The 22,775-nt window shown below is 63.0% G+C and carries 19 protein-coding genes and 2 tRNA genes; 14 read left to right on the top strand and 7 right to left on the bottom strand.

Going from position 1 to position 22,775, the window contains the following annotated elements; genetic code table 11:
• Position 1: 1 nt before the first annotated feature.
• Complete coding sequence (locus M1L53_RS29040; RefSeq protein WP_003944688.1) at positions 2 to 1,132, bottom strand: sorbosone dehydrogenase family protein; 1,131 nt, start codon at positions 1,130 to 1,132, stop codon at positions 2 to 4.
• 90 nt (positions 1,133 to 1,222) lie between these two features.
• On the opposite strand from M1L53_RS29040, the gene M1L53_RS29035 reads away from it, so the two are divergent.
• On the top strand, positions 1,223 to 2,050 hold the full coding sequence (locus tag M1L53_RS29035) for a DoxX family protein (protein ID WP_003944742.1): 828 nt from the start codon (positions 1,223 to 1,225) through the stop codon (positions 2,048 to 2,050).
• 69 nt (positions 2,051 to 2,119) lie between these two features.
• Here M1L53_RS29035 and M1L53_RS29030 read toward each other — a convergent pair whose 3' ends face one another.
• The 3 genes from M1L53_RS29030 to M1L53_RS29020 all read right to left on the bottom strand — a co-directional run bounded on the left by M1L53_RS29030 (position 2,120) and on the right by M1L53_RS29020 (position 6,858).
• Entirely contained in the window at positions 2,120 to 3,655 is a 1,536-nt protein-coding gene (locus tag M1L53_RS29030) for an amino acid permease (RefSeq protein WP_003944693.1), read from the bottom strand.
• 767 nt (positions 3,656 to 4,422) lie between these two features.
• Positions 4,423 to 6,264 (bottom strand): dihydroxy-acid dehydratase, encoded by a 1,842-nt coding sequence (ilvD, locus tag M1L53_RS29025; RefSeq protein WP_007729361.1) that lies wholly within the window; start codon positions 6,262 to 6,264, stop codon positions 4,423 to 4,425.
• Positions 6,265 to 6,336: 72 nt separating this feature from the next.
• The gene (locus M1L53_RS29020; protein ID WP_054187794.1) at positions 6,337 to 6,858 is read right to left on the bottom strand and encodes a PH domain-containing protein; all 522 of its coding nucleotides are present in this window, start codon (positions 6,856 to 6,858) and stop codon (positions 6,337 to 6,339) included.
• Positions 6,859 to 7,124: 266 nt separating this feature from the next.
• Between M1L53_RS29020 and M1L53_RS29015 the strand changes: the two genes are divergently transcribed.
• From M1L53_RS29015 to M1L53_RS28970, 10 genes are all read left to right on the top strand, one after another.
• A complete protein-coding gene (locus M1L53_RS29015; RefSeq protein WP_030535411.1) occupies positions 7,125 to 9,065 on the top strand; it encodes an acetolactate synthase large subunit in 1,941 nt (646 codons plus the stop codon).
• Positions 9,062 to 9,565, top strand: a complete 504-nt coding sequence (gene ilvN, locus M1L53_RS29010; RefSeq protein ID WP_003944718.1) for an acetolactate synthase small subunit — start codon at positions 9,062 to 9,064, stop codon at positions 9,563 to 9,565. The genes M1L53_RS29015 and ilvN overlap by 4 nt, the downstream gene beginning before the upstream one ends.
• 53 nt (positions 9,566 to 9,618) lie before the next feature.
• Positions 9,619 to 10,620: a ketol-acid reductoisomerase gene (ilvC, locus tag M1L53_RS29005; protein ID WP_030535412.1), complete on the top strand. Its 1,002-nt coding sequence runs from the start codon at positions 9,619 to 9,621 to the stop codon at positions 10,618 to 10,620.
• Between the two features lie 250 nt (positions 10,621 to 10,870).
• Complete coding sequence (gene serA / locus M1L53_RS29000; protein WP_054187769.1) at positions 10,871 to 12,463, top strand: phosphoglycerate dehydrogenase; 1,593 nt, start codon at positions 10,871 to 10,873, stop codon at positions 12,461 to 12,463.
• 74 nt (positions 12,464 to 12,537) lie between these two features.
• Entirely contained in the window at positions 12,538 to 13,551 is a 1,014-nt protein-coding gene (locus tag M1L53_RS28995; RefSeq protein ID WP_003944691.1) for a 3-isopropylmalate dehydrogenase, read from the top strand.
• A gap of 84 nt (positions 13,552 to 13,635) precedes the next feature.
• The gene (locus M1L53_RS28990; RefSeq protein WP_003944722.1) at positions 13,636 to 14,409 is read left to right on the top strand and encodes a fumarylacetoacetate hydrolase family protein; all 774 of its coding nucleotides are present in this window, start codon (positions 13,636 to 13,638) and stop codon (positions 14,407 to 14,409) included.
• 391 nt (positions 14,410 to 14,800) lie between these two features.
• Positions 14,801 to 15,961 carry an alkane 1-monooxygenase gene (locus tag M1L53_RS28985; protein ID WP_030535413.1) on the top strand — a complete coding sequence of 387 codons (1,161 nt, stop codon included), beginning with the start codon at positions 14,801 to 14,803 and terminating at the stop codon, positions 15,959 to 15,961.
• A gap of 73 nt (positions 15,962 to 16,034) precedes the next feature.
• Positions 16,035 to 17,510 (top strand): glutamate--tRNA ligase, encoded by a 1,476-nt coding sequence (gene gltX, locus M1L53_RS28980; protein ID WP_003944712.1) that lies wholly within the window; start codon positions 16,035 to 16,037, stop codon positions 17,508 to 17,510.
• Between the two features lie 156 nt (positions 17,511 to 17,666).
• Positions 17,667 to 17,738: transfer RNA gene (locus tag M1L53_RS28975), tRNA-Gln, on the top strand.
• Between the two features lie 96 nt (positions 17,739 to 17,834).
• Positions 17,835 to 17,907: transfer RNA gene (locus M1L53_RS28970), tRNA-Glu, on the top strand.
• Positions 17,908 to 18,046: 139 nt separating this feature from the next.
• Here M1L53_RS28970 and M1L53_RS28965 read toward each other — a convergent pair.
• The 3 genes from M1L53_RS28965 to M1L53_RS28955 form a co-directional block, all read right to left on the bottom strand.
• Positions 18,047 to 18,244: a DUF5302 domain-containing protein gene (locus M1L53_RS28965; RefSeq protein ID WP_007729345.1), complete on the bottom strand. Its 198-nt coding sequence runs from the start codon at positions 18,242 to 18,244 to the stop codon at positions 18,047 to 18,049.
• An 83-nt stretch (positions 18,245 to 18,327) separates the two neighbouring features.
• Positions 18,328 to 18,831 (bottom strand): pyridoxamine 5'-phosphate oxidase family protein, encoded by a 504-nt coding sequence (locus M1L53_RS28960; protein WP_003944740.1) that lies wholly within the window; start codon positions 18,829 to 18,831, stop codon positions 18,328 to 18,330.
• A gap of 55 nt (positions 18,832 to 18,886) precedes the next feature.
• Positions 18,887 to 19,588, bottom strand: coding sequence for an IclR family transcriptional regulator (locus M1L53_RS28955; RefSeq protein WP_007729342.1), 702 nt, complete (start codon positions 19,586 to 19,588; stop codon positions 18,887 to 18,889).
• 158 nt (positions 19,589 to 19,746) lie between these two features.
• Between M1L53_RS28955 and leuC the strand changes: the two genes are divergently transcribed.
• The 3 genes from leuC (at position 19,747) to M1L53_RS28940 (ending at position 22,649) form a co-directional block, all read left to right on the top strand.
• Entirely contained in the window at positions 19,747 to 21,168 is a 1,422-nt protein-coding gene (gene leuC / locus M1L53_RS28950) for a 3-isopropylmalate dehydratase large subunit (RefSeq protein ID WP_003944727.1), read from the top strand.
• Between the two features lie 28 nt (positions 21,169 to 21,196).
• Positions 21,197 to 21,805: a 3-isopropylmalate dehydratase small subunit gene (gene leuD, locus M1L53_RS28945; RefSeq protein ID WP_003944724.1), complete on the top strand. Its 609-nt coding sequence runs from the start codon at positions 21,197 to 21,199 to the stop codon at positions 21,803 to 21,805.
• Positions 21,806 to 21,962: 157 nt separating this feature from the next.
• Positions 21,963 to 22,649, top strand: a complete 687-nt coding sequence (locus M1L53_RS28940) for an HU family DNA-binding protein (RefSeq protein ID WP_047271271.1) — start codon at positions 21,963 to 21,965, stop codon at positions 22,647 to 22,649.
• Positions 22,650 to 22,775 lie beyond the last annotated feature (126 nt).

The raw sequence follows: 22,775 nt of genomic DNA, 5'->3' as shown, positions 1-22,775 counted from the left end.
CTCAGTCGATCCCGCCGCTGCCACTCGGCATCGGGATCTTGACCACCTTGTCGTCGTTCGGACCCGGCTCGCCCGCGGTTTTGTTTATCGTGCTCGCCCACATCAAACCGTCGGATCCGAGTGCCAAACCGCCCAGCTGGCCGTACGTGTCTTTCGCCACTGCCGACGGCGCGGTCGTGACGGCACCTGTTCCTGGATCTGCGGCCAGCGCCGAGATCGCTTTGCCGGCCCCCAGCGCGACAGCTACCACTCCCTGCGCCGCGATGCACCCGCCGACTCCGGGTCGGTCGGGCCACGTCCACGCGGGGGATGTCACCGTGCCGTCGGCGCCGACGCGTTGGAGGCGATCCTCGAGAGTGGTTCGGTCCGTGACCCACGTCGCGATTCCCGGATCGACGCACACGCCGCCGCCGTTTCCGATTCCGGACAGAACAACTTCCGGGCGAGGCGGCGCAGCGTTGGGCGTCAGCGATCGGACCCGCAAGAGTTTCCCCGCCAACGAGGCGGGATCCTGAGCAACCGCGGGGTTTCCGGTATCGCCTGTCAGAACCATGAGCTGGTCCGGGGCCGCGAACTCCAGTGACCCGCCGTTGCCGCTCGCGCCGCGCGGGATTCCACCGAGTACTTCCTTGGCGGTGTCACCCGGAGCGATGCGGACCACCCGGTTGTCCGTTCCGGTGGTGACGTAGGCATAGATCAGGTTGTCTTCGACAAACGTGGGGGAGAGTGCGATGTCGAGCAGGCCGCCGTCACCGCTGCCGTCGACGTCGATCTTGGCTACCTCGACCGGTGTCGTGTTGGGAGCTACCTGCATGATCCGGCCGGTCCGCCGTTCGGCAACCAGTCCGGAGTTCCCGTCCGGGAGTGTGACGAGCCCACCCGTGGTGTCGAGACAGGTTGCGATCACGGCGGTGTCGGCATCCTGACACGGTCCGAGGGGGCCGGTCCGCGGCGCCGGCGGCGTGGTCGACGGCGGCGGGTTCTCCGGCTGCACTTCCGCGCTGGCCTGGTTGGTCGGTTCGGGTGTGAACGGCGAGGCAGTCGATTCGTCGAAGTCGGCGCAACCTGCGAGCAACGATGTCCCGAGCACCAGCGCCAGTGCGCCCAGCGCTGCATGCCTACCCGTAGTCATGCCCAAGACGTTACGTAATGCACGGCAGATGCCGCCACGCCGGACCAAGGTTCCCCGTCGAGTTCGTGAATCGGTCATAGGCTCACCTACGTGACTGACGAGCGAAAAGATCCCAGCGAGTTGTCGGATGCGGACAAGCCGACGGGCAATGTGTCCAGTCCGTATGATTCGCCCACCGAACAATTTCCGACGGTGAGCGCCAAGAATCCGTTGCCGCGGACCGACGACGATCTCGATTTCGGTTCCACGAACGCCAACTCCCTGACCGAACAGATACCGACATACCGAGCACCTGGCGCGGATCAGCCGACCGTGGCACTCGAGCGTGAGACGGCGTACGACGCTCCGATCGCCGCCGTCCCCACCGCCGAAGCCGTGGCAGGTACAACTGAGTCTCCGCGGGGCCGAGGCACTCTCGACCTCGGGTTGCTTGCACTGCGATTGGCCGTCGGTGGAACTGCGTTGGTGCACGGTCTGCAGAAGTTGACCGGTATCTGGAACGGGCCGGGGCTGAACGGGTTCGAGTCGATGCTGGCGGACGCCGGGTTCCAGCAGGCGAAGTGGATGGCGATACTCGGCGCCGTCGGTGAAGTCGCAGGTGGCGCCCTCCTGATCCTCGGGTTGCTGACTCCCGTTGCGGCAGCGTCGGTTCTGGCGGTGATGATCAATGCGTGGGCGCTGCGTCAGGCGAGCGCACCCGGCCTGGAGTACTTCGCCCCGGCCGGGACCGAGTACGAGATGCTGCTCGGAATCTGTGCGGGCGTCATCATTTTGACGGGACCAGGTCGTATTGCGCTCGACGGTCGTCGTGGCTGGGCAACTCGTCCGTTTATCGGATCGCTCGTGGTTTTGATCCTCGGTATCGCTGCCGGCGTCTGCACCTGGATCTTCCTGAACGGTGCCAATCCGCTCATCTGAAACTCGCGCCGTCGAACAAAACGAACCGCCGCTCTCCGAATCGGAGAGCGGCGGTTTGTTTATGAAGGATCAGTCCTTGACGAGTACCGGGTCGGCGTTCGCGGACGGGATGGCGGTTCCGTCCTTGAGTTTGCGACCGAGGACCGACTTGCGGTGACCGTAGGCGAAGTACACGAGCACACCGATGGCCATCCAGACGAGGAACCGGATCCAGGTCTCGACCGAGAGGTTGAGCATCAGCCAACCGCAGGCGAGCACGGCGACGATCGGAACGAACGGCACCAGCGGGACGCGGAATCCGCGCGGCAGGTCGGGGCGGGTGCGGCGAAGGACGATGACACCGACACAAACCAGGACGAAGGCGAACAGCGTTCCGATGTTGACCATCTCTTCGAGCGTGCCCATCGGGAAGAAGGCTGCCAGGACGGCGACGATGCCACCGACGATCAACGTGATGCGCATCGGGATGCCCTTGGCGTTGGTCTTGGCCAGGCTGCGCGGCATGAGTCCGTCACGGGACATGGCGAAGAGGACGCGGGTCTGGCCGAGCATCATGACCATGACAACTGTCGTGAGGCCGGCCAGGCCACCGAAGTTGATGGCGGTTTGTGCCCAACCGATTCCGTTGGCCTCGAATGCGGTTGCGAGGGTGGCGCTGGAATCGCCGACCAGCGGACTGCCGTCCTTGAGTTCGGTGTACTTGACCATGCCGGTCAGTACAAGCGTGACGGCAACGTAGAGAACCGTGACGATGGCGAGCGAGCCGAAGATTCCTCGCGGCAACGACTTCTGCGGGTTCTTGGTTTCCTCGGCGGTGGTGGCGACGACGTCGAAACCGATGAAGGCAAAGAACACGAGGCTGGCGGCTGCGAGCAATCCGTAAGCGCCGTAGCTGCTTCCGCCTGCGCCGGTCAGCCAGGAGAACAAGGTCTGATGGATTCCGCTTGCAGAACTCTCGGTTCCTTCGGACGGCGGGATGAAGGGGGAGTAGTTCTCCTTCTTGATGTAGAACGCGCCCACGACGATGACGAGCAGGACTACTGCGATCTTGATCGCGGTGATGATCGCGGAGACTCGCGAGGAAACCTTGGTGCCGATCGCGAGGATCAGCGTGATCGCGCCGATGATGAGCAGAGCGCCCCAGTCGAAGCTGATCGAACCGATGTGGGCGGTGGTGCTTCCGCTGGCCCCGATGACGTTGCCGAGGTACAGCGACCAGCCCTTGCCGACGACGGCGGAGGCGAGAGCGAACTCGAGAATGAGGTCCCAGCCGATGATCCAGGCGGCGAACTCCCCGAACGTGGCGTAGGAGAACGTGTATGCGCTGCCTGCGACGGGGACGGTGGAGGCGAACTCCGCGTAACACAGCGCGGCGAGGCCACAGGCGATGGCAGCGAGAACGAAGGCCAGTGAAATGGAGGGTCCTGCGACATTGCCTGCGGTTCGAGCAGTCAGCGTGAAGATGCCTGCGCCGATGACGACGGCGACTCCGAATACCGTGAGGTCCTTCGCGGTCAGTTCCTTCTTGAGCTTTGTCTCAGGCTCGTCGGTGTCCGCGATCGATTGCTCGACGGATTTGGTGCGCCATATGCCGACTCCGGGCATGTATTGCTCCTTGGTTGTTTCCCGTCGACCTTGTGGGTGACGGGCGGTGGCTGACTGTCGTCGTTGTGATGTGCGTCTCAGCGACCTGATGAGGGAACCACTGGTGAGCGCCGTGTGCAAGTCGGCTCGCTCGAACTGACCGAAATGATCACCTGACTGAAAGTCATCCCCCCTCATGTATCTGAATTGATCAGCTGGTGTCTGAAACCCTACGTCCAAGTGAATTCGCTCACGAGCCGGACGCGCGATTCGGTCTGAAATGTCTGATAGCTCATATCGTTCCGTTGGTGCTCCGCGTGTCGCCCGACTATTCGGTACCTGTCGGTCGGTCTTGCTGTCGATGAGTTGCACTGTCGCTGTACCAGCACGTCCCATTTCACCCGTATCGGGGCGACAGGCGAGAGGACCACCGCGTACCTGGATCCGGTCGAGCGTCCATCACGCGTCGTGGCAGAGTGTGTCGGCGACGGGATGATCGGATTGGGTTGTGGTTCAAGCTCATACAACACCGGAGGAAGTATGGCGTGTTCGGACGCAGTCGGTCCCGCGTTCTTCTCCGAGGTGAAATGAACCCGACTCTGTCGACCCTCTGTCGTGGCCCGTTGGCGAGCATTCTCGTGGAGCTGAGTTGGTTGCCGCACGTGCGCCTGCCCGAAAACCTTGTGTGACTGTCACATCGGCTACGGGCGTCTCGAGCCGCACGAGCGCTGACAGAAAAAATCCCCGGCCGAAAAGCGGCCGGGGATTTTTTCGATTCGTGGCAGAACTTACGGAACGTAGCGAACCGCGCCCTTGTCGGCGGACGTCGCCAGAGCGGCGTAGGCGCGCAGTGCTGTCGTCACGGTGCGCTGACGATCGACCGGCTGCCACGGGCGCTCCGAGGCCTCCATCTTCGCGCGTCGCTCGGCGAGGACGTCGTCGTCGACCAGGATCTCGAGCGTGCGCGAGGCGACGTCGATGCGAACCTGATCGCCGTTCTGGACGAGACCGATGATTCCGCCTGCAGCAGCCTCAGGGGAGATGTGACCGATGGACAGCCCGGAAGTTCCGCCCGAGAAACGACCGTCGGTGATCAGTGCGCATTCCTTACCGAGGCCTGCGCCCTTGAGGAAGGCAGTGGGGTGCAGCATTTCCTGCATGCCGGGGCCGCCCTTGGGGCCTTCGTAGCGCACGACGAGAACGTCGCCGGCCTTGATCTTCTTCTGCAAGATGACCGAGACGGCTTCTTCTTGGGATTCGACGACGAGCGCCGGGCCCTGGAAGGAGAACAGTTCCTCGTCGATGCCGGCCGTCTTGAGGATTGCGCCGTCGAGTGCGATGTTGCCGCGCAGGACAACCAAGCCGCCTTCGACGGTGTAGGCGTTCTCGACGTCGCGGATACAGCCGCCGGCCGCATCGGTGTCGAGGGCAGACCAACGGTTGTCCGTGGAGAACGGTTCGATGGTGCGCACGCCGCCGGGAGCCGCGTGGAAGAGTTCGATTGCCTCGTCGGTTGCCTTGCCGGAGCGGATGTCCCAGTCGTCGAGCCACTGGTCGAAGCTCTTGGTGTGCACGGTGGACACGTCGGTTTCGAGGAGTCCGCCGCGGCGAAGCTCACCGAGCAGGGCGGGGATTCCGCCGGCGCGGTGGACGTCTTCCATGTGGTAGTCCGAGTTGGGAGAGACCTTGGACAGGCACGGAACCTTTCGGCTGATCGCGTCGATGGTGTCGAGGTCGAAGTCGACCTCGCCTTCCTGCGCCGCAGCCAGCGTGTGCAGGACGGTGTTGGTGGAACCGCCCATGGCGACGTCGAGAGCCATCGCGTTGCGGAACGCTGCCGGGGTCGCGATGTTGCGTGGCAGCACCGACTCGTCGCCGTCGCGGTAGTACTTGAGGGCCGCCTCGACCACAGTGGTGCCCGCACGAGAGAAGAGTGCGTGACGAGCCTTGTGAGTTGCCAGCGTGGAGCCGTTGCCCGGCAATGCGAGGCCGAGGGCCTCGGTCAGGCAGTTCATGGAATTGGCGGTGAACATTCCGGAGCAGGACCCGCATGTCGGGCACGCGCTGCGCTCGACCTCGTCGAGGCCTTCGTCGGACACGGCATCGTTGGCAGAGGCGGAGATCGCGGTGATGAGGTCGGTGGGGGCTTGGGCCACGCCGCCGACGACCACTGCCTTACCGGCCTCCATCGGACCACCGGAGACGAAGACGGTCGGGATGTTCAGACGCATCGCAGCGTTGAGCATTCCGGGAGTGATCTTGTCGCAGTTGGAGATACACACCAGTGCGTCGGCCGTGTGGGCGTTTGCCATGTACTCGACCGAGTCGGCGATGATCTCGCGGCTCGGGAGCGAGTAGAGCATTCCGCCGTGGCCCATCGCGATGCCGTCGTCGACTGCGATGGTGTGGAACTCGCGAGCGACGCCGCCGGCCGCACTGATGGCCTCGGCAACGATCTCGCCCACGTTCTTGAGATGCACGTGGCCGGGTACGAACTGGGTGTACGAGTTCGCTACGGCGACGATCGGCTTTCCGAAGTCGGAATCCGTCATTCCTGTGGCGCGCCACAGGGATCGGGCTCCGGCAGCATTACGTCCGATGGTGGTGGTGCGTGACCTCAACGGGGGCATGGGCGTGTTCCTTATGTGATCGTTGCTGGTCCACTCAAATAGAAGCGAGGGCCTTTCAACGCTACTCGCGTGCTACGGGCGCTTCTCTTCGGGCTGGTCCTGTGTGTTCTCGACGAGCTCGGATTCTGCTTCTGCTTCTGCAGCTGCTTCTTCCTCCTCGGCTTCCTTGGCGGCGAAGGCTTCTGCGGCGGATGCGTAGGGATCGGTGATGCGGCCGCCGCTGGCGATCGCGATCTCGGGAAGCCTGACGAAGCTGACCGCAGGCAGGGGCACCTCGGTTCCGTCGGTGAGTTCCGCGCGCGCCCAACTCCGCTTCGGGAAGCGGAAACCCTTGACGTCGTCCCAGGCGAGGGTGCGCTTGGAGAACGTCGAGCGGACCTCGAGGCCGTCAGGGCTGACGGTGGTGCGCAGTCGCGCGACGAGATAGACGGCGATGATCGGAAGGATCAGCAACCAGCTGAAGGCGACGGGCCACCCGAAGATCGGGAAGCTGACCGCGAACAGAAGGAACGCGCACGCCATGTAAGCGAGCTGCGAAATGCGGATGACGTGCCGAAGTGGTTTCGGCGTGTGGGATGATTGAGCCCGTGGCACGGGCTGCTGCGAAGTTGACACCTCTACATCTTCGCATTGCAGCCGATGTATCTCAGATTCTGGGACGGTCGACTCACCAAGTTTGCCGTTCGCGACTAGCGCCTCTACTGTCGAGTGCGTGAAACAGAATGAGTTGCTCGTAATCGGCCGGCGCGTCGTCGCCTGAGTCGATTTTTCAACTCACCAGATAACGACGCGCCACCCTCGCTCAGCAGATGCTGACGGGGGTTTTTTGTTGCCCGGAGCCAGAATCAGAGGATTTCCCAGTGAGCGCACCAACAGCACGGCCTCAACCCACGCCGCGCAAGTCAGGGACACCGAGCCCGACAACCGCGGCTGCCGCAACCCAGACGGCCAACCGTCGCCAGCTCCCGCCTGAGCGGGTAACCGGCGCGCAGTCTGTGGTTCGAGCCCTCGAAGAGCTCGAGGTCGACACGGTATTCGGCATTCCCGGCGGTGCCGTGCTCCCGGTTTACGACCCACTCTTCGATTCGGTCAAGGTCCGCCACGTGCTCGTGCGCCACGAGCAGGGTGCAGGCCACGCTGCCACCGGTTACGCCCAGGCGACCGGCAAGGTCGGCGTCTGCATGGCCACCTCGGGTCCCGGTGCGACCAACCTGGTCACGCCGCTGGCCGACGCGCAGATGGACTCCGTTCCGATCGTCGCGATCACCGGGCAGGTGGCGCGCTCGCTGATCGGTACCGACGGCTTCCAGGAAGCCGACATCTCAGGCATCACGATGCCGGTCACCAAGCACAACTTCCTGATCACCGACGCGATCGACATCCCGCGCATCATGGCCGAGGCCTTCTACCTCGCGGCCAGCGGTCGCCCCGGCGCTGTCCTGGTCGATATCCCCAAGGACATCCTGCAGTCGCAGACCACGTTCTCGTGGCCGCCGGAGATGCGTCTGCCGGGCTACCGCCCGGTCACCAAGCCGCACGGCAAGCAGGTTCGTGAAGCTGCACGTCTGATCGCCGACGCCAAGTCGCCGGTTCTGTACGTCGGTGGCGGCGTCATCAAGTCCGACTCCTCGCCGGAGCTGCTCGAATTGGCCGAGCTGACCGGTATCCCCGTCGTCACCACGCTGATGGCCCGCGGCGCGTTCCCGGACAGCCACGACCTCAACTGCGGTATGCCGGGAATGCACGGCACCGTTGCCGCAGTCGCCGCTCTGCAGCGTAGCGATCTACTGATCACCCTCGGTGCGCGTTTCGACGACCGCGTCACCGGTCAGTTGAATTCCTTCGCGCCCGACGCCAAGGTCATCCATGCCGACATCGACCCGGCCGAGATCGGCAAGAACCGCTACGCGGACGTCCCGATCGTGGGCGACTGCAAAGAGGTCATCACCGAACTCATCGAGGCGATCCGTGCCGACATGGCCACGGGCACCACGTTCGACCTCACCGAGTGGTGGGCGTACCTGAATGACATCCGTCGTACGTACCCGCTGAGCTACGACCGTCCCACCGACGGTCAGCTGAGCCCGGAGTACGTCATCCAGACCGTCGGCAAGCTCGCCGGACCGGATGCCATCTACTGCGCCGGCGTCGGTCAGCACCAGATGTGGGCCGCGCAGTTCGTCGGCTACGAGAAGCCGCGCACGTGGCTCAACTCGGGCGGGCTCGGCACCATGGGGTACGCGGTTCCCGCAGCCATGGGCGCCAAGATGGGTATGCCCGACACCGAGGTGTGGGCGATCGACGGCGACGGCTGCTTCCAGATGACCAATCAGGAACTCGCAACCTGTGCCCTCGAAGGTATCCCGATCAAGGTTGCCCTCATCAACAACGGCAACCTCGGCATGGTGCGTCAGTGGCAGACACTCTTCTACGAAGAGCGCTACTCCAACACCAACCTCGGAACGCACGGCGCCATCCGCATCCCGGACTTCGTGAAGCTCGCAGAAGCATTGGGCTGCCACGGAATTCGTGTCGAGCGTGAAGAAGATGTCGAGGCTGCGATCCGTGAGGCGCAGTCCATCAACGACAAGCCTGTCGTGATCGACTTCATCGTCACTGCCGACGCACAGGTGTGGCCGATGGTCGCTGCCGGAACGAGCAACGACGAAATCATGGCGGCCCGGGGCATCCGGCCGCTGTTCGACGACGACGAGGCAGTTGCCGAGCCCGCCGTCATCCACGAAGCCATGTCACGCGAGCAAGCCGGACCCGCCGCGGGCACAGGGGAGGATCAGAAGTGAGCACCAGTCACACCCTCAGTGTTCTCGTCGAGGACAAGCCAGGCGTGCTGGCTCGCGTCTCCGCACTTTTCTCCCGCCGCGGATTCAACATCGAATCCCTTGCGGTGGGCGGAACCGAGATCCCCGAGATCTCACGTATGACCATCGTCGTCACGGTCGACGAGTTCCCTCTCGAGCAGGTGACGAAGCAGCTCAACAAGCTGATCAACGTCATCAAGATCGTCGAGCAGGACGGTGAAGCATCCGTCGCTCGCGAGCTCGTGCTCATCAAGGTGCGCGCTGATGCAAGCGTGCGCACGCAGGTCATCGAAACGGTGAACCTGTTCCGCGCCAAGGTGATCGACGTCTCTCCGGAGTCCGTCACCATCGAGGCGACCGGTACTCGGTCCAAGCTGGATGCACTGCTGCGGATGCTTGATCCGTACGGTATCCGGGAGATCGTTCAGTCCGGGGTCGTGGCAGTCGGTCGAGGGCCGAAGTCGATCACGGCCACCCGCTAGTACTTTTAGACACGTAAAAATCCAAGGAGAGGTTGAGAACTGTGGCAGTCGAGATGTTCTACGACGACGATGCCGATCTGTCGATCATTCAGGGCCGCAAGGTTGCTGTGATCGGCTACGGAAGCCAGGGCCACGCCCATTCGCTGAGCCTGCGTGACTCGGGCGTCGATGTGCGCATCGGCCTCAAGGAAGGCTCGAAGTCGCGTGAGAAGGCTGAAGAGCAGGGGCTGACGGTCGGTACGCCGGCAGAGGTTTCCGAGTGGGCCGACGTCATCATGGTGCTCGCACCTGACACCGCTCAGGCGAGCATTTTCACCAATGACATCGAGCCGAACCTCAAGGACGGCGACGCGCTGTTCTTCGGTCACGGCCTGAACATTCACTTCGACCTGATCAAGGCTCCGGAGTTCGTCACCGTCGGCATGGTCGCCCCCAAGGGCCCCGGCCACCTGGTGCGTCGTCAGTTCGTCGACGGCAAGGGCGTTCCCGCGCTCATCGCCATCGACCAGGATCCCAAGGGTGAAGGCCAGGCTCTTGCTCTGTCCTACGCCAAGGGCATCGGCGGAACCCGCGCAGGCGTCATCAAGACCACGTTCAAGGAAGAGACCGAGACGGACCTCTTCGGCGAGCAGGCCGTGCTCTGCGGCGGCACCGAGGAACTGGTCAAGACCGGTTTCGAGGTCATGGTCGAGGCCGGCTACGCACCCGAGATGGCGTACTTCGAGGTTCTGCACGAGCTCAAGCTCATCGTCGACCTCATGTACGAGGGTGGCATCGCCCGCATGAACTACTCGGTGTCCGACACCGCTGAGTTCGGTGGATACCTCTCCGGCCCGCGCGTCATCGACGCCGACACCAAGGAGCGCATGAAGGCGATCCTGGCCGACATCCAGTCCGGCGAGTTCACCCGTCGTCTGGTTGCCAACGTCGAGAACGGCAACACCGAGCTCGAGGGCCTGCGCAAGGCCAACGCCGAGCACCCCATCGAGGTCACCGGCAAGAAGCTGCGCGACCTGATGAGCTGGGTCGATCGTCCGATCACCGAAACCGCGTAATTCGCAGTTTCACGCTCCACGTCTCCACTGGCCTGATGCCGCGCCGGTTCAATTACGTTGAACCAGCGCGGCATTGGGCCGGAGTCGTTTTCCGGGTCGTCTGAGTCCGGATTCATATTCCGTCGAGAATTTGCCCGCGAAAGTGTCCACTATGTGGTATTGCCTACCGCGTTGTGGATTCCAAGTGAGCGCGCACTAAACTATCGGTGGTTAAACCACCTTCACACCCACCTAATCAGGGAGTTTGCACGTGAGCCAGCCTGGCCGTCCCGTTGTTCTGATCGCCGACAAGCTCGCGCCGTCCACAGTCGAGGCGCTCGGTGACGGTGTGGAGGTGCGTTGGGTCGACGGACCCGACCGCCCGGCGCTGCTCGCCGCGGTACCCGAGGCCGACGCGATTCTCGTCCGTTCCGCCACTACCGTCGACGCCGAGGTTCTGGCTGCCGGCACCAAGCTGAAGATCATCGGCCGCGCCGGTGTCGGCCTGGACAACGTCGAGATCCCCGCAGCCACCGAGCGCGGCGTGATGGTCGTCAACGCACCGACCTCCAACATTCACTCCGCTGCCGAGCACGCTGTCGCGCTCCTCATGTCGACCGCTCGCCAGATTCCCGCAGCAGACAAGACTCTGCGTGAGAACACCTGGAAGCGAAGCAAGTTCAACGGTGTCGAGATCCTCGGCAAGACCGTCGGTGTCGTCGGACTCGGCCGCATCGGCCAGCTCTTCGCGCAGCGTCTCGCTGCGTTCGAGACCACGATCATCGCGTACGACCCCTACCTGCCCGCAGCGCGCGCAGCGCAGCTCGGCATCGAACTGGTCACCATCGACGAGCTCGTCGAGCGTGCCGACTTCATCTCCGTGCACCTGCCCAAGACCAAGGAAACGGCCGGCCTGATCAACGCCGAGCGCCTCGCCAAGGCCAAGGACGGCGTCATCATCGTCAACGCCGCTCGCGGTGGTCTGATCGACGAAGATGCGCTCTACGACGCACTCGTCTCCGGCAAGGTCCGAGGCGCCGGTCTCGACGTGTTCAGCACCGAGCCGTGCACCGATTCCAAGCTTTTCGAGCTCGACAACGTCGTTGTCACCCCGCACCTCGGAGCATCGACGTCCGAGGCTCAGGACCGCGCAGGTATCGACGTGGCCAAGAGTGTTCTCCTCGCTCTGGCAGGCGAATTCGTTCCCGAGGCTGTCAACGTCTCCGGCGGCCCCGTGGGCGAAGAAGTTGCTCCGTGGCTCGAGCTCGTCCGCAAGCTCGGTTTCCTCGCTGCGACGTTGTCGCCCGAAGCTGTGCAGACCGTGCAGGTTGTCGCCACCGGCGAGCTGTCTGCCGAAACCGTCGACATCCTCGGCCTGGCTGCACTGCGCGGCGTGTTCTCCGCCAGCAGCGATGAGGCCGTCACGTTCGTCAACGCTCCGGCACTGGCCGAGCAGCGCGGCGTGACCGTGTCGGTCGAGAAGCACTCGGAGGCTCTTGCCCACCGCAGCGCGGTCGAGGTGCGTGCAGTTGCCGCCGACGGCACGGTCACGTCGGTCACGGGCGCACTCACCGGTCTGCAGCAGGTCGAGAAGATCGTCAACATCAACGGACGCAGCTTCGACCTGCGCGCCGAGGGCCACAACATCGTCGTTCACTACAGCGATCGCCCGGGCGTTCTCGGTGTCCTCGGTACCGTCCTCGGAAACGCGGGCGTCGACATCCTCGCAGCAGCACTGAGCCAGGATGCCGAAGGCGAAGGCGCAACTGTCATCTTGCGCGTCGATCGCGTCGTCGGTGACGCCGAGGTCGAGGCAATCGTCTCGCAGCTCGACGCTCGCGTCGCCCAGGTCGACCTTTCCTGATTGTTTTTGCTGTGCGCCTTTATCAACCGCCCGCGGTTGATAAAGGCGCACAGTTCTACTGAGATGAGGACTCCATGAAGCTTGCGGTCATTCCGGGTGACGGAATCGGCGTCGAGGTCACTGCCGAGGCGCTCAAGGTGCTCGGCAAGTTGGTTCCGGATCTGGAAACCACCGAATACGATCTCGGTGCCCGTCGCTACAACGCCACCGGCGAGTTGCTCCCGGCGGACGAGCTGGACCAGATTCGTCAGCACGACGCAATTCTGTTGGGCGCCATCGGTGATCCGCGGATCGTCGCACCCGGCATCCTCGAGCGTGGTCTGCTGCTGAACATGCGCTTCCAGCTCGATCATCACGTGAATCTTCGCCCCGCACAGCTGTATCCGGGTGCGCTGTCGCCGTTGGCGGCCCAGCCGGAGATCGACTTCGTCGTGGTTCGTGAAGGCACCGAGGGTCCGTACACCGGAAACGGTGGAGCGATCCGCGTCGGCACCGATCACGAGATCGCAACCGAGGTGTCGATCAATACCTGGTTCGGTGCCGAGCGCGTGGTGCGTTACGCATTTGCCTTGGCGCAGACCCGGTCCAAGCACCTCACCTTGATTCACAAGACCAACGTGCTCTCCAACGCGGGCGCAATCTGGACGCGTGCAATCGAGACCGTCGGTGCCGAGTTCCCGGACGTCGAAACCGCGTACTGCCACATCGACGCGGCCACGATCTACATGGTCACCGACCCGTCGCGCTTCGACGTGATCGTCACGGACAACCTCTTCGGTGACATCATCACCGACCTCGCCGGCGCCGTAACCGGTGGCATCGGTTTGGCCGCAAGCGGAAACATCGATGCCTCGGGTACCAACCCGTCGATGTTCGAGCCCGTTCACGGCAGTGCTCCGGACATCGCCGGCAAGGGAATCGCTGATCCCACCGCCGCGATCCTCTCGGCCGCACTGCTTCTTCGCCATCTCGGACGCGAGGACGACGCCGCTCGGGTAGAGGCTGTGGTCGCTGCCGACCTGGCTACCCGCGGCGAAGGTCCCATCTCCACAACGGAGATCGGCGACCGGATCACTGCAGCGCTGTAAGGAATTCTTTCACGAGACTGACGCGCGTGAGCCTTTCGGCTTGCGCGCGTCAGTCGTTTCCGGCACCCCGATAGACTGGCCGGCATGCGTCTTGGTCGAATTGCCAGTCCCGATGGTGTTGCGTTCGTCAGTATCGAAGGTGAAGAGGATGCCCTCGTCGCCAAGGAAATTGCGGAGCACCCGTTCGGGAACCCCACATTTACCGGCCGAAGTTGGCCGCTCGCCGATGTCCGTCTGCTGGCTCCGATTCTCGCCAGCAAGGTGATCTGTATCGGCAAGAATTATGCAGATCACATCGCGGAGATGGGCGGAGAGGCTCCCGCGGACCCCGTGATCTTCCTCAAGCCCAACACGTCCATAGTTGGCCCGGGTGCCCCGATCGTCTTGCCTCCCACCTCGAACGAGGTGCACTTCGAGGGTGAACTCGCGGTCGTCATCGGTCAACCGTGCAAGGACGTTCCGGCGGCGAAGGCGTTGAGCGTGGTCCTCGGTTACACGATCGCCAACGACGTGTCGGCGCGAGATCATCAGCGTCACGACGGGCAGTGGACGCGCGCGAAGGGCCACGACACTTTCTGCCCACTCGGCCCCTGGATCGAAACCAGTCTGGATGCGTCCGACGTCGACATCAAGACCGAGGTGAACGGTCAGGTCAAGCAGGACAGCAGCACGGCTTTTCTCCTCCACGACATTCCGAAGATCATCGAGTGGATCTCGGCGGTGATGACTCTCTTGCCTGGCGACGTCATCCTCACCGGCACCCCCGCCGGAGTAGGCCCGATCGTCGACGGCGATTCCGTGTCGGTCACGGTCTCGGGGATCGGCACGCTCACGAACCCGGTGACCGCCAAGAGCTGATCCTGACCCGGTTCGTTCAGTCACGCGACTACGGAGGCCCCATCCAACCGGATGGGGCCTCCGTCGTGGTGTGAGGTCGAGAGGTGTCTGTCGCAGAAAAGTTGCAAGATGGTAACTATCGCCAGTGGGGTGATCGGGATTGCCTACCGACTCGAAGAAATCAGGCTCCGGGACTGACCTGCGGGTTTCATGACCCAGGCGAAGCTTCGCTTCTGATCCTCCTGGCGTTATGTCGGATTTGGCCAGGTTGGGAGAGTTCGCCCCACGGTTTGCTGTCGCGGCCCGTAACAGACCAAATTCCCTGAAATGTAACGCTGAGCAGTAGGGTGACCGATAACTGGATAGAAGCCGATGGGGCAATCGAGTGGATTGCGCAGAAACGTGGTGATACATGACGACCTTCGCGGAAGCCTCCCGGACAGCGGCAGGGCAAGCGCGGAACGGGCAGCGGCCGGTGTGGCGAGACAAGAAGCGCTACCTGTGGCCACTGGGTTTGCTGGTTCCTCTCAGCCCGTTCGCTGCGTGGTTCCTGGTCGACAAATTCAGTCTCGGGCTCTTCTGGGCCATCGGGGCGTGGCTGATCGTCATCGTCATTCCCCTGATCGATCTCCTGGCGGGCGAGGACGGTAACAGCCCACCGGACGAAGCGATCCCTGAATTGCAAGAGGATCGTTTCTACCGCTGGTGCACGTACTTGTTCCTGCCCCTCCAATACGTCGGGCTGGTGTTCGTCGCGTGGTGTTGGGTGAACGCGCCGATGGCGGCGGGGGAGAAGTTCGCGCTCGCGATGACTGCCGGCGTGGTTGCCGGTGTGGGGATCAACGCGGCGCATGAATTGGGGCACAAGAGTGAGAAGCTCGAGAAGTGGCTCGCGAAAGTAGCGCTCGCGCAGTCCTTCTACGGCCATTTCTACGTCGAACACAACCATGGTCATCACGTCCGCGTCGCGACGCCGGAGGATCCGGCCAGCTCGCGGTACAAGGAAAACTTCTGGTTCTTCTTGCCTCGCAGCGTCATCGGCGGCCTGCGCTCGGGATGGCGGATCGAAAGCGCTCGTCTGAGGCGTCAGGGGAGACGGACGTGGAGTTACCGCAACAACATCCTGAACGCGTGGGCGATGAGTGTGGTTCTGTTCGGCAGTCTGATCGCCGCGTTCGGCTGGGAAATTGCGCCGTGGCTCGCCGTTCAGGCAATTGCAGGCTTCACGTTCCTCGAGACCGCCAACTATCTCGAGCACTACGGCTTGCTACGTGCGAAGCGGCCTGACGGCTCGTACGTCCGGTGCTCGCCCGAGGACAGCTGGAACAGCGACCACGTCGTCAGCAATCTGTTCCTCTATCAACTTCAGCGTCACAGCGACCATCACGCGAATCCGCGTCTGCGGTACCAGAGCCTGCGAAGTGCGGCCGAAGCGCCGCAACTTCCAGCGGGTTACGCAGTCATGATCGTCTGCGCGTGGGTGCCGCCGCTGTGGCGAAAGGTCATGGACAAGCGACTGCTGGCCTACTACGACGGCGACATGACACGCATCAACGTCCTGCCGGGTAAGTGATCGGCCGGATGGAGGAAGGGCTGCCGGACTAACCTGTAGTACGACCATCCATCATCGCCGAGCCAAGTGAGCCATGACCAACAGCGAAGTACGCGTCCGTTTCTGTCCGTCACCCACCGGAACCCCGCACGTGGGTTTGGTGCGCACCGCCTTGTTCAACTGGGCATTCGCACGACACCACGGCGGCACATTCGTGTTCCGTATCGAAGACACCGATGCGCAGCGCGACAGTGAAGAGTCCTACCAGGCCATCCTCGACGCCCTCCGCTGGTTGGGGCTCAATTGGGACGAAGGCCCGGAGGTCGGTGGGCCGCACGCACCGTATCGCCAGTCCGAGCGTCGCGACCTGCATCTCGACGTTGTTGCCAAGTTGCTGGCCGCGGGCGAGGCCTACGAGTCCTACTCGACCAACGAGGAGGTCGAAGCGCGACACAAGGCGGCCGGACGCGATCCGAAGCTCGGATACGACAACTTCGATCGCGAGCTCAGCGACGAGCAGCGCGCTGCCTACATCGCCGAGGGGCGCAAGCCCGTCGTCCGCCTCCGGATGCCCGATCACGATCTGACCTGGAACGACCTGGTGCGGGGCGAGACCACGTTCAAGGCAGGCACCGTTCCGGACTTCGCGCTGACTCGCGGCAACGGCATTCCGCTGTACACCTTGGTCAACCCGGTCGACGACGCGTTGATGAAGATCACCCATGTACTGCGCGGCGAAGATCTGCTGTCCTCGACTCCGCGTCAGCTCGCGTTGTACGAGGCATTGATTCGTATCGGTGTCGCCGATTTCACACCGTCGTTCGGGCACTTGCCTTTCGTGATGGGTCAGGGCAACAAGAAGCTTTCCAAGCGCGATCCCGAGTCCAACCTCTTCATCCACCGCGATCGGGGCTTCATTCCCGAGGGATTGCTGAACTACCTGGCTCTGCTCGGGTGGAGCATCGCCGACGATCACGATGTCTTCTCGCTCGACGAGATGGTTGCGGCCTTCGACGTCTCCAAGGTCAACTCCAATCCTGCCCGCTTCGACCAGAAGAAGGCCGACGCGATCAATGCCGAGCACATTCGTCTGCTCGAGCCGGCCGACTTCGCCGGTCGTCTGAAGTCGTTCCTGGTGGAGCACGGACACATCGGCGCCGACGTCGACGAAGCGACGTTCACTGTTGCGGCGGACCTCGTGCAGACGCGCATCGTCGTCCTGTCCGACGCGTGGGATCTGCTGAAATTCCTGTTCGTCGACGAGGCGTCGTTTGCTCTCGATCCGGCCGCGGCGGCAAAGAACTTGAAGGAAGATGCCGGTCCGGTTCTGGACGCGTCTCTTGCGGCGCTCGATGCCATCTCAGAGTGGTCGGCGGCCAGTATCGAGGAAGCACTCAAGAAGGCCCTCATCGAGGATCTGGAGCTCAAACCGCGTAAGGCCTTCGCTCCGGTTCGGGTCGCGATCACGGGCTCTCACATCAGCCCTCCGCTGTACGAGTCGATGGAATTGCTCGGTCGTGAGGTCTCGCTCGCTCGGTTGCGCGCCGGTAGGGCAGCGGTAACCGCCTAGATCGGACGGTCTTCCGGCCGAAAATGAAGCAAAAACCTCCTGTGACCATACGATTTGGTATTTGGGGCAGGGGTACTGGTAATCTTCTTTTCGGCCGGAGACGAGCCGCCGAGCACAACAGCGAAGCGGATCGGGCAAGGCTGGTGAGCAAGACCTTGGGGTATGGTGTAATTGGCAACACAGCGGTTTCTGGTACCGCCATTCTAGGTTCGAGTCCTGGTACCCCAGCGGAAATCCGGTCGATTTTGTGGCCGGACTCAGACAAGCTAAGCTTGCTGAGCATCCAAGAGCAAGACTGAAATACCACGTTTAAAAGCGTGTCCTGGCCCCGTCGTCTAGCGGCCTAGGACGCCGCCCTCTCAAGGCGGTAGCGCGGGTTCGAATCCCGTCGGGGCTACAAAGGAAAGACCCTCCGATCATTGATCGGGGGGTCTTTTCGTATGTGCGGGAAATGTTTCCGGCGATGCGAAAAACGATCACCCCCAGTCGAATTCGACTGGGGGTGATCGTCATCTCACTCTGTTGTCCGCGATCGGTTATCCGCTCTTACGGCGGAACTCTCGCTTGTGATCGGCGGGGCCATGCGTGTTGTGGACCTTGGACTGTCCGTCGCGATGGTCGGTCGATTTGGCGTTCTGATGATTCTTCCGTTCGAGGGCCTCACGGAACTTTCGTTTGGTTTCCTCCGATTGGGATTCGGGTTCGGACGGGGTGTTGCTGTCGAGATCGCTCATATGCTCACTCCTTGTTGTTGGGCCTGTTGGTGAAACTACGCCGGCCCGAATTCGATTGCTCGTGATTTTTCCGCTCACGAATCTCAGGGCTGCGGCGGCGGTGCGGTAGAGCCGGAAAGAGGCATCGCAGGCATCCCGAGCTTGCGGTGATCCCACGAACGAGTTCGATCGGGAACGAACCGTACCGCGACGCGCTTGTGGAGCATCGCGTCGACGGCCGGGCGGAGATCGTCGGTGTACGGGCCCGTGTATCGCTCCCAGACGCTGATTCCCACAGCGAAGAGGGCTTCCGGATCTTCGACGATGACCCCGGTACCCTCCATCGAGACTCCTCGGAGCGTGTCGTACGTCTGACCGTCTTCGATCAGGACGGACATTCGGGCGTCCCGGCGAAGATTGACGGCCTTCTGCGACTTGGCTTTGGTCTCGAACCAGATTTCGCCGTCGACTATCGCGAACCACATCGCGATCAGGTGAGGCATTCCGTCGGCGCTCAACGTCGCCATCGTTGCCGTACGGCTCTTTTCGACGAAGCTCGAGATTTCGGCCTCGGTCATCGTGATCTGACTACGCTGCTTTCCTGCCATGGTCGCGTCGTACTCCTACGTGCTCGAGGATCTGAAGGCCTTACTGTGTCACGAATTACAGACGCTTGTGGAGCGCTTCGGCAGCTGCGAGAAGGTCCGCCGCCCAGCGGGCTCCCGGTCGTCTACCCATCCGATCGATGGGGCCGGAGACCGAAATCGCGGCAATGACAGCGCCTGCCGAGTCTCGGACGGGAGCCGCGACGCTGGCGACACCGGGCTCACGTTCGGCTGCGCTCTGTGCCCAGCCGCGCCGGCGAACCTCGAGGAGCACTCGTTCGCCGAAGGACGCATCGGCGAGGACGGTCCGTTGGGTTTGTGGATCTGCCCATGCGAGAAGGACCTTGGCGCCGGATCCGGCGTTCATCGGCAGTCGGGCTCCGACGAGCACCGTGTCACGCAGGCCGGTCGGTGGTTCCATCGACGCGACGCAGATGCGTTGTGTGCCTTCGCGACGGTACAGCTGGACGCTTTCGCCGGTGATTTCGCGAAGGCGGGGGAGGATGAGTCCGGCCGCAGCAATGAGTGGATCATTAGCGGTGGCAGCGAGTTCGGCGAGTCCGGGCCCTGGGCACCACTGACCGTCCGAGTCGCGAGTGAGGAGTCGATGGACTTCGAGACCGACGGCGAGTCTATGGGCGGTCGCGCGCGGCAAACCGGTTCGTGCACAGAGTTCGGTGAGGCTGCACGGTTCCTCAGCTACTGCATGAAGCACGCCCATTGCTTTGTCCAGGACGCCGATGCCGCTATGCTGTCTCATAGGTCGATACCAGTTTCTCGCATAGTGGGATGCTACCGCATTTCCTGGAGGGATAGCGCATTTCCTCGGGACAGTCTGCATCTGCTGTGAAGGCTGGGGACCTACTTCACGCGCGGCGGGCCAGCCCGTAGTCCGCCGACGCGAGGCTACGTACAGAGGTGGAAGACATGGCACAGAAAGCACGCACTCTCGCCGAGAAGGTGTGGGACGACCACGTTGTCGTGAAAGGGGAGGGGCAGGATCCCGACCTCATCTACATCGATCTCCACCTCGTTCACGAAGTGACGAGCCCCCAGGCATTCGACGGACTTCGCCTGGCGGGACGCCAGTTGCGCCGTCCCGACCTGACGATCGCCACCGAGGACCACAACGTTCCGACGATCGACATCGACAAGCCGATCGCAGATCCTGTGTCCAAGACTCAGGTCGACACCTTGCGCCGAAATTGCGAGGAGTTCGGAGTTCGCTTGCACCGCATGGGCGATCTCGACCAAGGCATCGTGCATGTGGTCGGACCGCAGCTCGGCCTGACGCAGCCCGGAACCACCGTGGTGTGCGGCGACAGTCATACGTCGACGCACGGCGCATTCGGTGCGCTCGCAATGGGAATCGGCACCAGCGAGGTCGAGCATGTGATGGCAACGCAGACATTGTCGTTGCGCCCCTTCAAGACCATGGCGATCACGGTCGACGGCGAGCTGCCTCCCGGCGTCACGAGCAAGGACTTGATCCTGGCAGTCATCGCCAAGATCGGCACCGGCGGCGGCCAGGGCTACGTACTGGAGTACCGCGGCGAGGCCATTCGCAAACTGTCGATGGAAGCTCGTATGACCATCTGCAACATGTCGATCGAGGCCGGAGCCCGCGCGGGCATGATCGCACCGGACGAGACCACTTACGAGTTCATCAAGGGCCGTCCGCATGCACCGTCCGGCGCAGAGTGGGACGAAGCCGTCGCCGCGTGGGAGTTGCTCAAGACCGACGAGGGCGCGGAATTCGACAACGAGGTTCACATCGACGCAAGCGCATTGACGCCTTTCGTCACGTGGGGAACCAATCCGGGACAGGGTGCGCCGCTCGGCGACCGTGTGCCTGATCCCGAACTGATCGTCGACGAGAGCGAGCGTCAGGCAGCCGAGAAGGCGCTCACCTACATGGGTCTCGACGCCGGTATGCCGCTTCGGGATGTTTCTGTCGACACCGTGTTCGTCGGTTCGTGCACCAACGGACGCATCGAAGACCTGCGCGCAGTGGCGGAGGTGCTCGAGGGTCGCCATGTGGCAGAGGGCGTTCGGATGCTCATCGTTCCCGGCTCGATGCGGGTGCGGGCTCAAGCCGAAAGCGAAGGTCTCGGTGAAATCTTCACAGCGGCAGGGGCTGAATGGCGCCAGGCCGGTTGCTCGATGTGCTTGGGAATGAACCCTGACCAGCTTGCTCCCGGCGAGCGTTCGGCATCGACGTCCAACCGGAATTTCGAAGGCCGACAGGGTAAAGGCGGCCGGACTCATCTGGTTTCCCCGCTCGTCGCGGCTGCCACGGCGGTCCGCGGAACGCTCTCGGCACCGGCCGATCTGGTCTGACCCACTTACCATCTCGAGGAGAATTTCGATGGAATCCTTTACCACGCACAAGGGTATCGGCGTCCCGCTGCGACGCTCGAATGTCGATACCGACCAGATCATCCCTGCCGTGTACCTGAAACGGGTGACGCGCACCGGATTCGAGGACGGGCTGTTTGCAGGCTGGCGTACCGACCCCAACTTCATTCTGAATCTGGCTCCGTACGACAAGGGAAGCGTCCTCGTGGCCGGTCCCGATTTCGGCACGGGCTCTTCGCGTGAGCATGCCGTGTGGGCTCTCTCCGACTTCGGATTTCGGGTCGTCATTGCTTCCCGGTTCGCCGACATCTTCCGCGGAAACGCCGGAAAAGCCGGTCTCGTAGCGGCACAGGTCGAGCAGAGCGACGTCGAATTGCTCTGGAAGTTGCTCGAAGAGCAGCCCGGACTGGAATTGACAGTAGATCTCGAGAATCGGACCGTCAGCGCCGGAACTACGGTGGTGCCGTTCAATATTGACGACTACACACGGTGGCGTCTGCTGGAGGGTCTCGACGACATCGGACTGACATTGCGGCAGGTAGACGCGATTTCCGAGTTCGAAAAGTCAAGGCCTTCATGGAAACCGACTACCCTTCCAGCCCGAATTTCGCAGGGCTGAACCGAAATCCGCAACTCCGCGCGGGAAGAGAAATAGGTCACCATTTCGCAGTCACGTTGAATGAGAATTGGCGTGGCACATAGACTCTTGCCGTTATCAGGTTTACCGTGGTTCTCAGTCGGTCCGACGGTGGACCACAATTAGCGGAGGAATTTCAATGAACAAGGCAGAGCTCATCGATGTTCTGACTGAAAAGCTGGGTTCGGACAGGCGCACAGCGACCGACGCAGTGGAGCACGTCGTGGACACCATCGTCCGCGCCGTCCACCGTGGCGAGAGCGTGACCATCACCGGCTTCGGAGTCTTCGAGCAGCGTCGTCGTGCAGCACGTGTTGCACGCAACCCGCGTACGGGCGAGACCGTCAAGGTCAAGCCGACGTCGGTTCCGGCTTTCCGTCCGGGTGCGCAGTTCAAGGCTGTTATCGCTGGTGGACAGAAGCTTCCGGCCACCGGCCCGGCAGTCAAGCGTGGCGTAGCAGCACCGGCCACCAAGGCTGCAGCCAAGAAGGCTGCTGCCAAGAAGACCGCAGCCAAGAAGGCTCCGGCCAAGAAGGCTCCGGCCAAGACCGCAGCCAAGAAGACGGTTGCCGCGAAGGCTCCCGCCAAGAAGGCTCCGGCCAAGACCGCAGCCAAGAAGACGGTTGCCACCAAGGCTCCTGCCAAGAAGGCTCCGGCCAAGACCGCAGCCAAGAAGACGGTTGCCACCAAGGCTCCCGCCAAGAAGGCTCCGGCCAAGACCGCAGCCAAGGCTCCGGCCAAGAAGGCTCCGGCCAAGAAGGCTCCCGCCAAGACCGCAGCCAAGAAGGCTCCGGCCAAGAAGGCTCCGGCCAAGCGCGCAAAGTAGTCGCGTTCGGGTGAAAAACCCGATGCCGTAAGACAAAGAGGTGGGGGGGGGGGGGGGGGGGGGGGGGGGGCGCGGGGGGGGGGGGGGGGGGGGGGGGGGGGGGGGGGGGGGGGGGGGGGGGGGGGG

It is taken from the genome of Rhodococcus sp. T9N (genome assembly GCF_024436645.1).
Taxonomy (GTDB): domain Bacteria; phylum Actinomycetota; class Actinomycetes; order Mycobacteriales; family Mycobacteriaceae; genus Rhodococcus_F; species Rhodococcus_F qingshengii.
This window is presented reverse-complemented; position numbering and strand designations above follow the sequence as displayed.

What these genes read in the sequence shown, in the direction of transcription:
- M1L53_RS29040 (WP_003944688.1), bottom strand. Translation starts at nt 1,132, where the DNA reads ATGACTACGGGTAGGCATGCAGCGCTGGGCGCACTGGCGCTGGTGCTC.
- M1L53_RS29030 (WP_003944693.1), bottom strand. Translation starts at nt 3,655, where the DNA reads ATGCCCGGAGTCGGCATATGGCGCACCAAATCCGTCGAGCAATCGATC.
- ilvD (WP_007729361.1), bottom strand. Translation starts at nt 6,264, where the DNA reads ATGCCCCCGTTGAGGTCACGCACCACCACCATCGGACGTAATGCTGCC.
- ilvC (WP_030535412.1), top strand. Translation starts at nt 9,619, where the DNA reads ATGTTCTACGACGACGATGCCGATCTGTCGATCATTCAGGGCCGCAAG.
- M1L53_RS28995 (WP_003944691.1), top strand. Translation starts at nt 12,538, where the DNA reads ATGAAGCTTGCGGTCATTCCGGGTGACGGAATCGGCGTCGAGGTCACT.
- M1L53_RS28990 (WP_003944722.1), top strand. Translation starts at nt 13,636, where the DNA reads ATGCGTCTTGGTCGAATTGCCAGTCCCGATGGTGTTGCGTTCGTCAGT.
- M1L53_RS28985 (WP_030535413.1), top strand. Translation starts at nt 14,801, where the DNA reads ATGACGACCTTCGCGGAAGCCTCCCGGACAGCGGCAGGGCAAGCGCGG.
- gltX (WP_003944712.1), top strand. Translation starts at nt 16,035, where the DNA reads ATGACCAACAGCGAAGTACGCGTCCGTTTCTGTCCGTCACCCACCGGA.
- M1L53_RS28965 (WP_007729345.1), bottom strand. Translation starts at nt 18,244, where the DNA reads ATGAGCGATCTCGACAGCAACACCCCGTCCGAACCCGAATCCCAATCG.
- M1L53_RS28960 (WP_003944740.1), bottom strand. Translation starts at nt 18,831, where the DNA reads ATGGCAGGAAAGCAGCGTAGTCAGATCACGATGACCGAGGCCGAAATC.
- M1L53_RS28955 (WP_007729342.1), bottom strand. Translation starts at nt 19,588, where the DNA reads ATGAGACAGCATAGCGGCATCGGCGTCCTGGACAAAGCAATGGGCGTG.
- leuD (WP_003944724.1), top strand. Translation starts at nt 21,197, where the DNA reads ATGGAATCCTTTACCACGCACAAGGGTATCGGCGTCCCGCTGCGACGC.
- M1L53_RS28940 (WP_047271271.1), top strand. Translation starts at nt 21,963, where the DNA reads ATGAACAAGGCAGAGCTCATCGATGTTCTGACTGAAAAGCTGGGTTCG.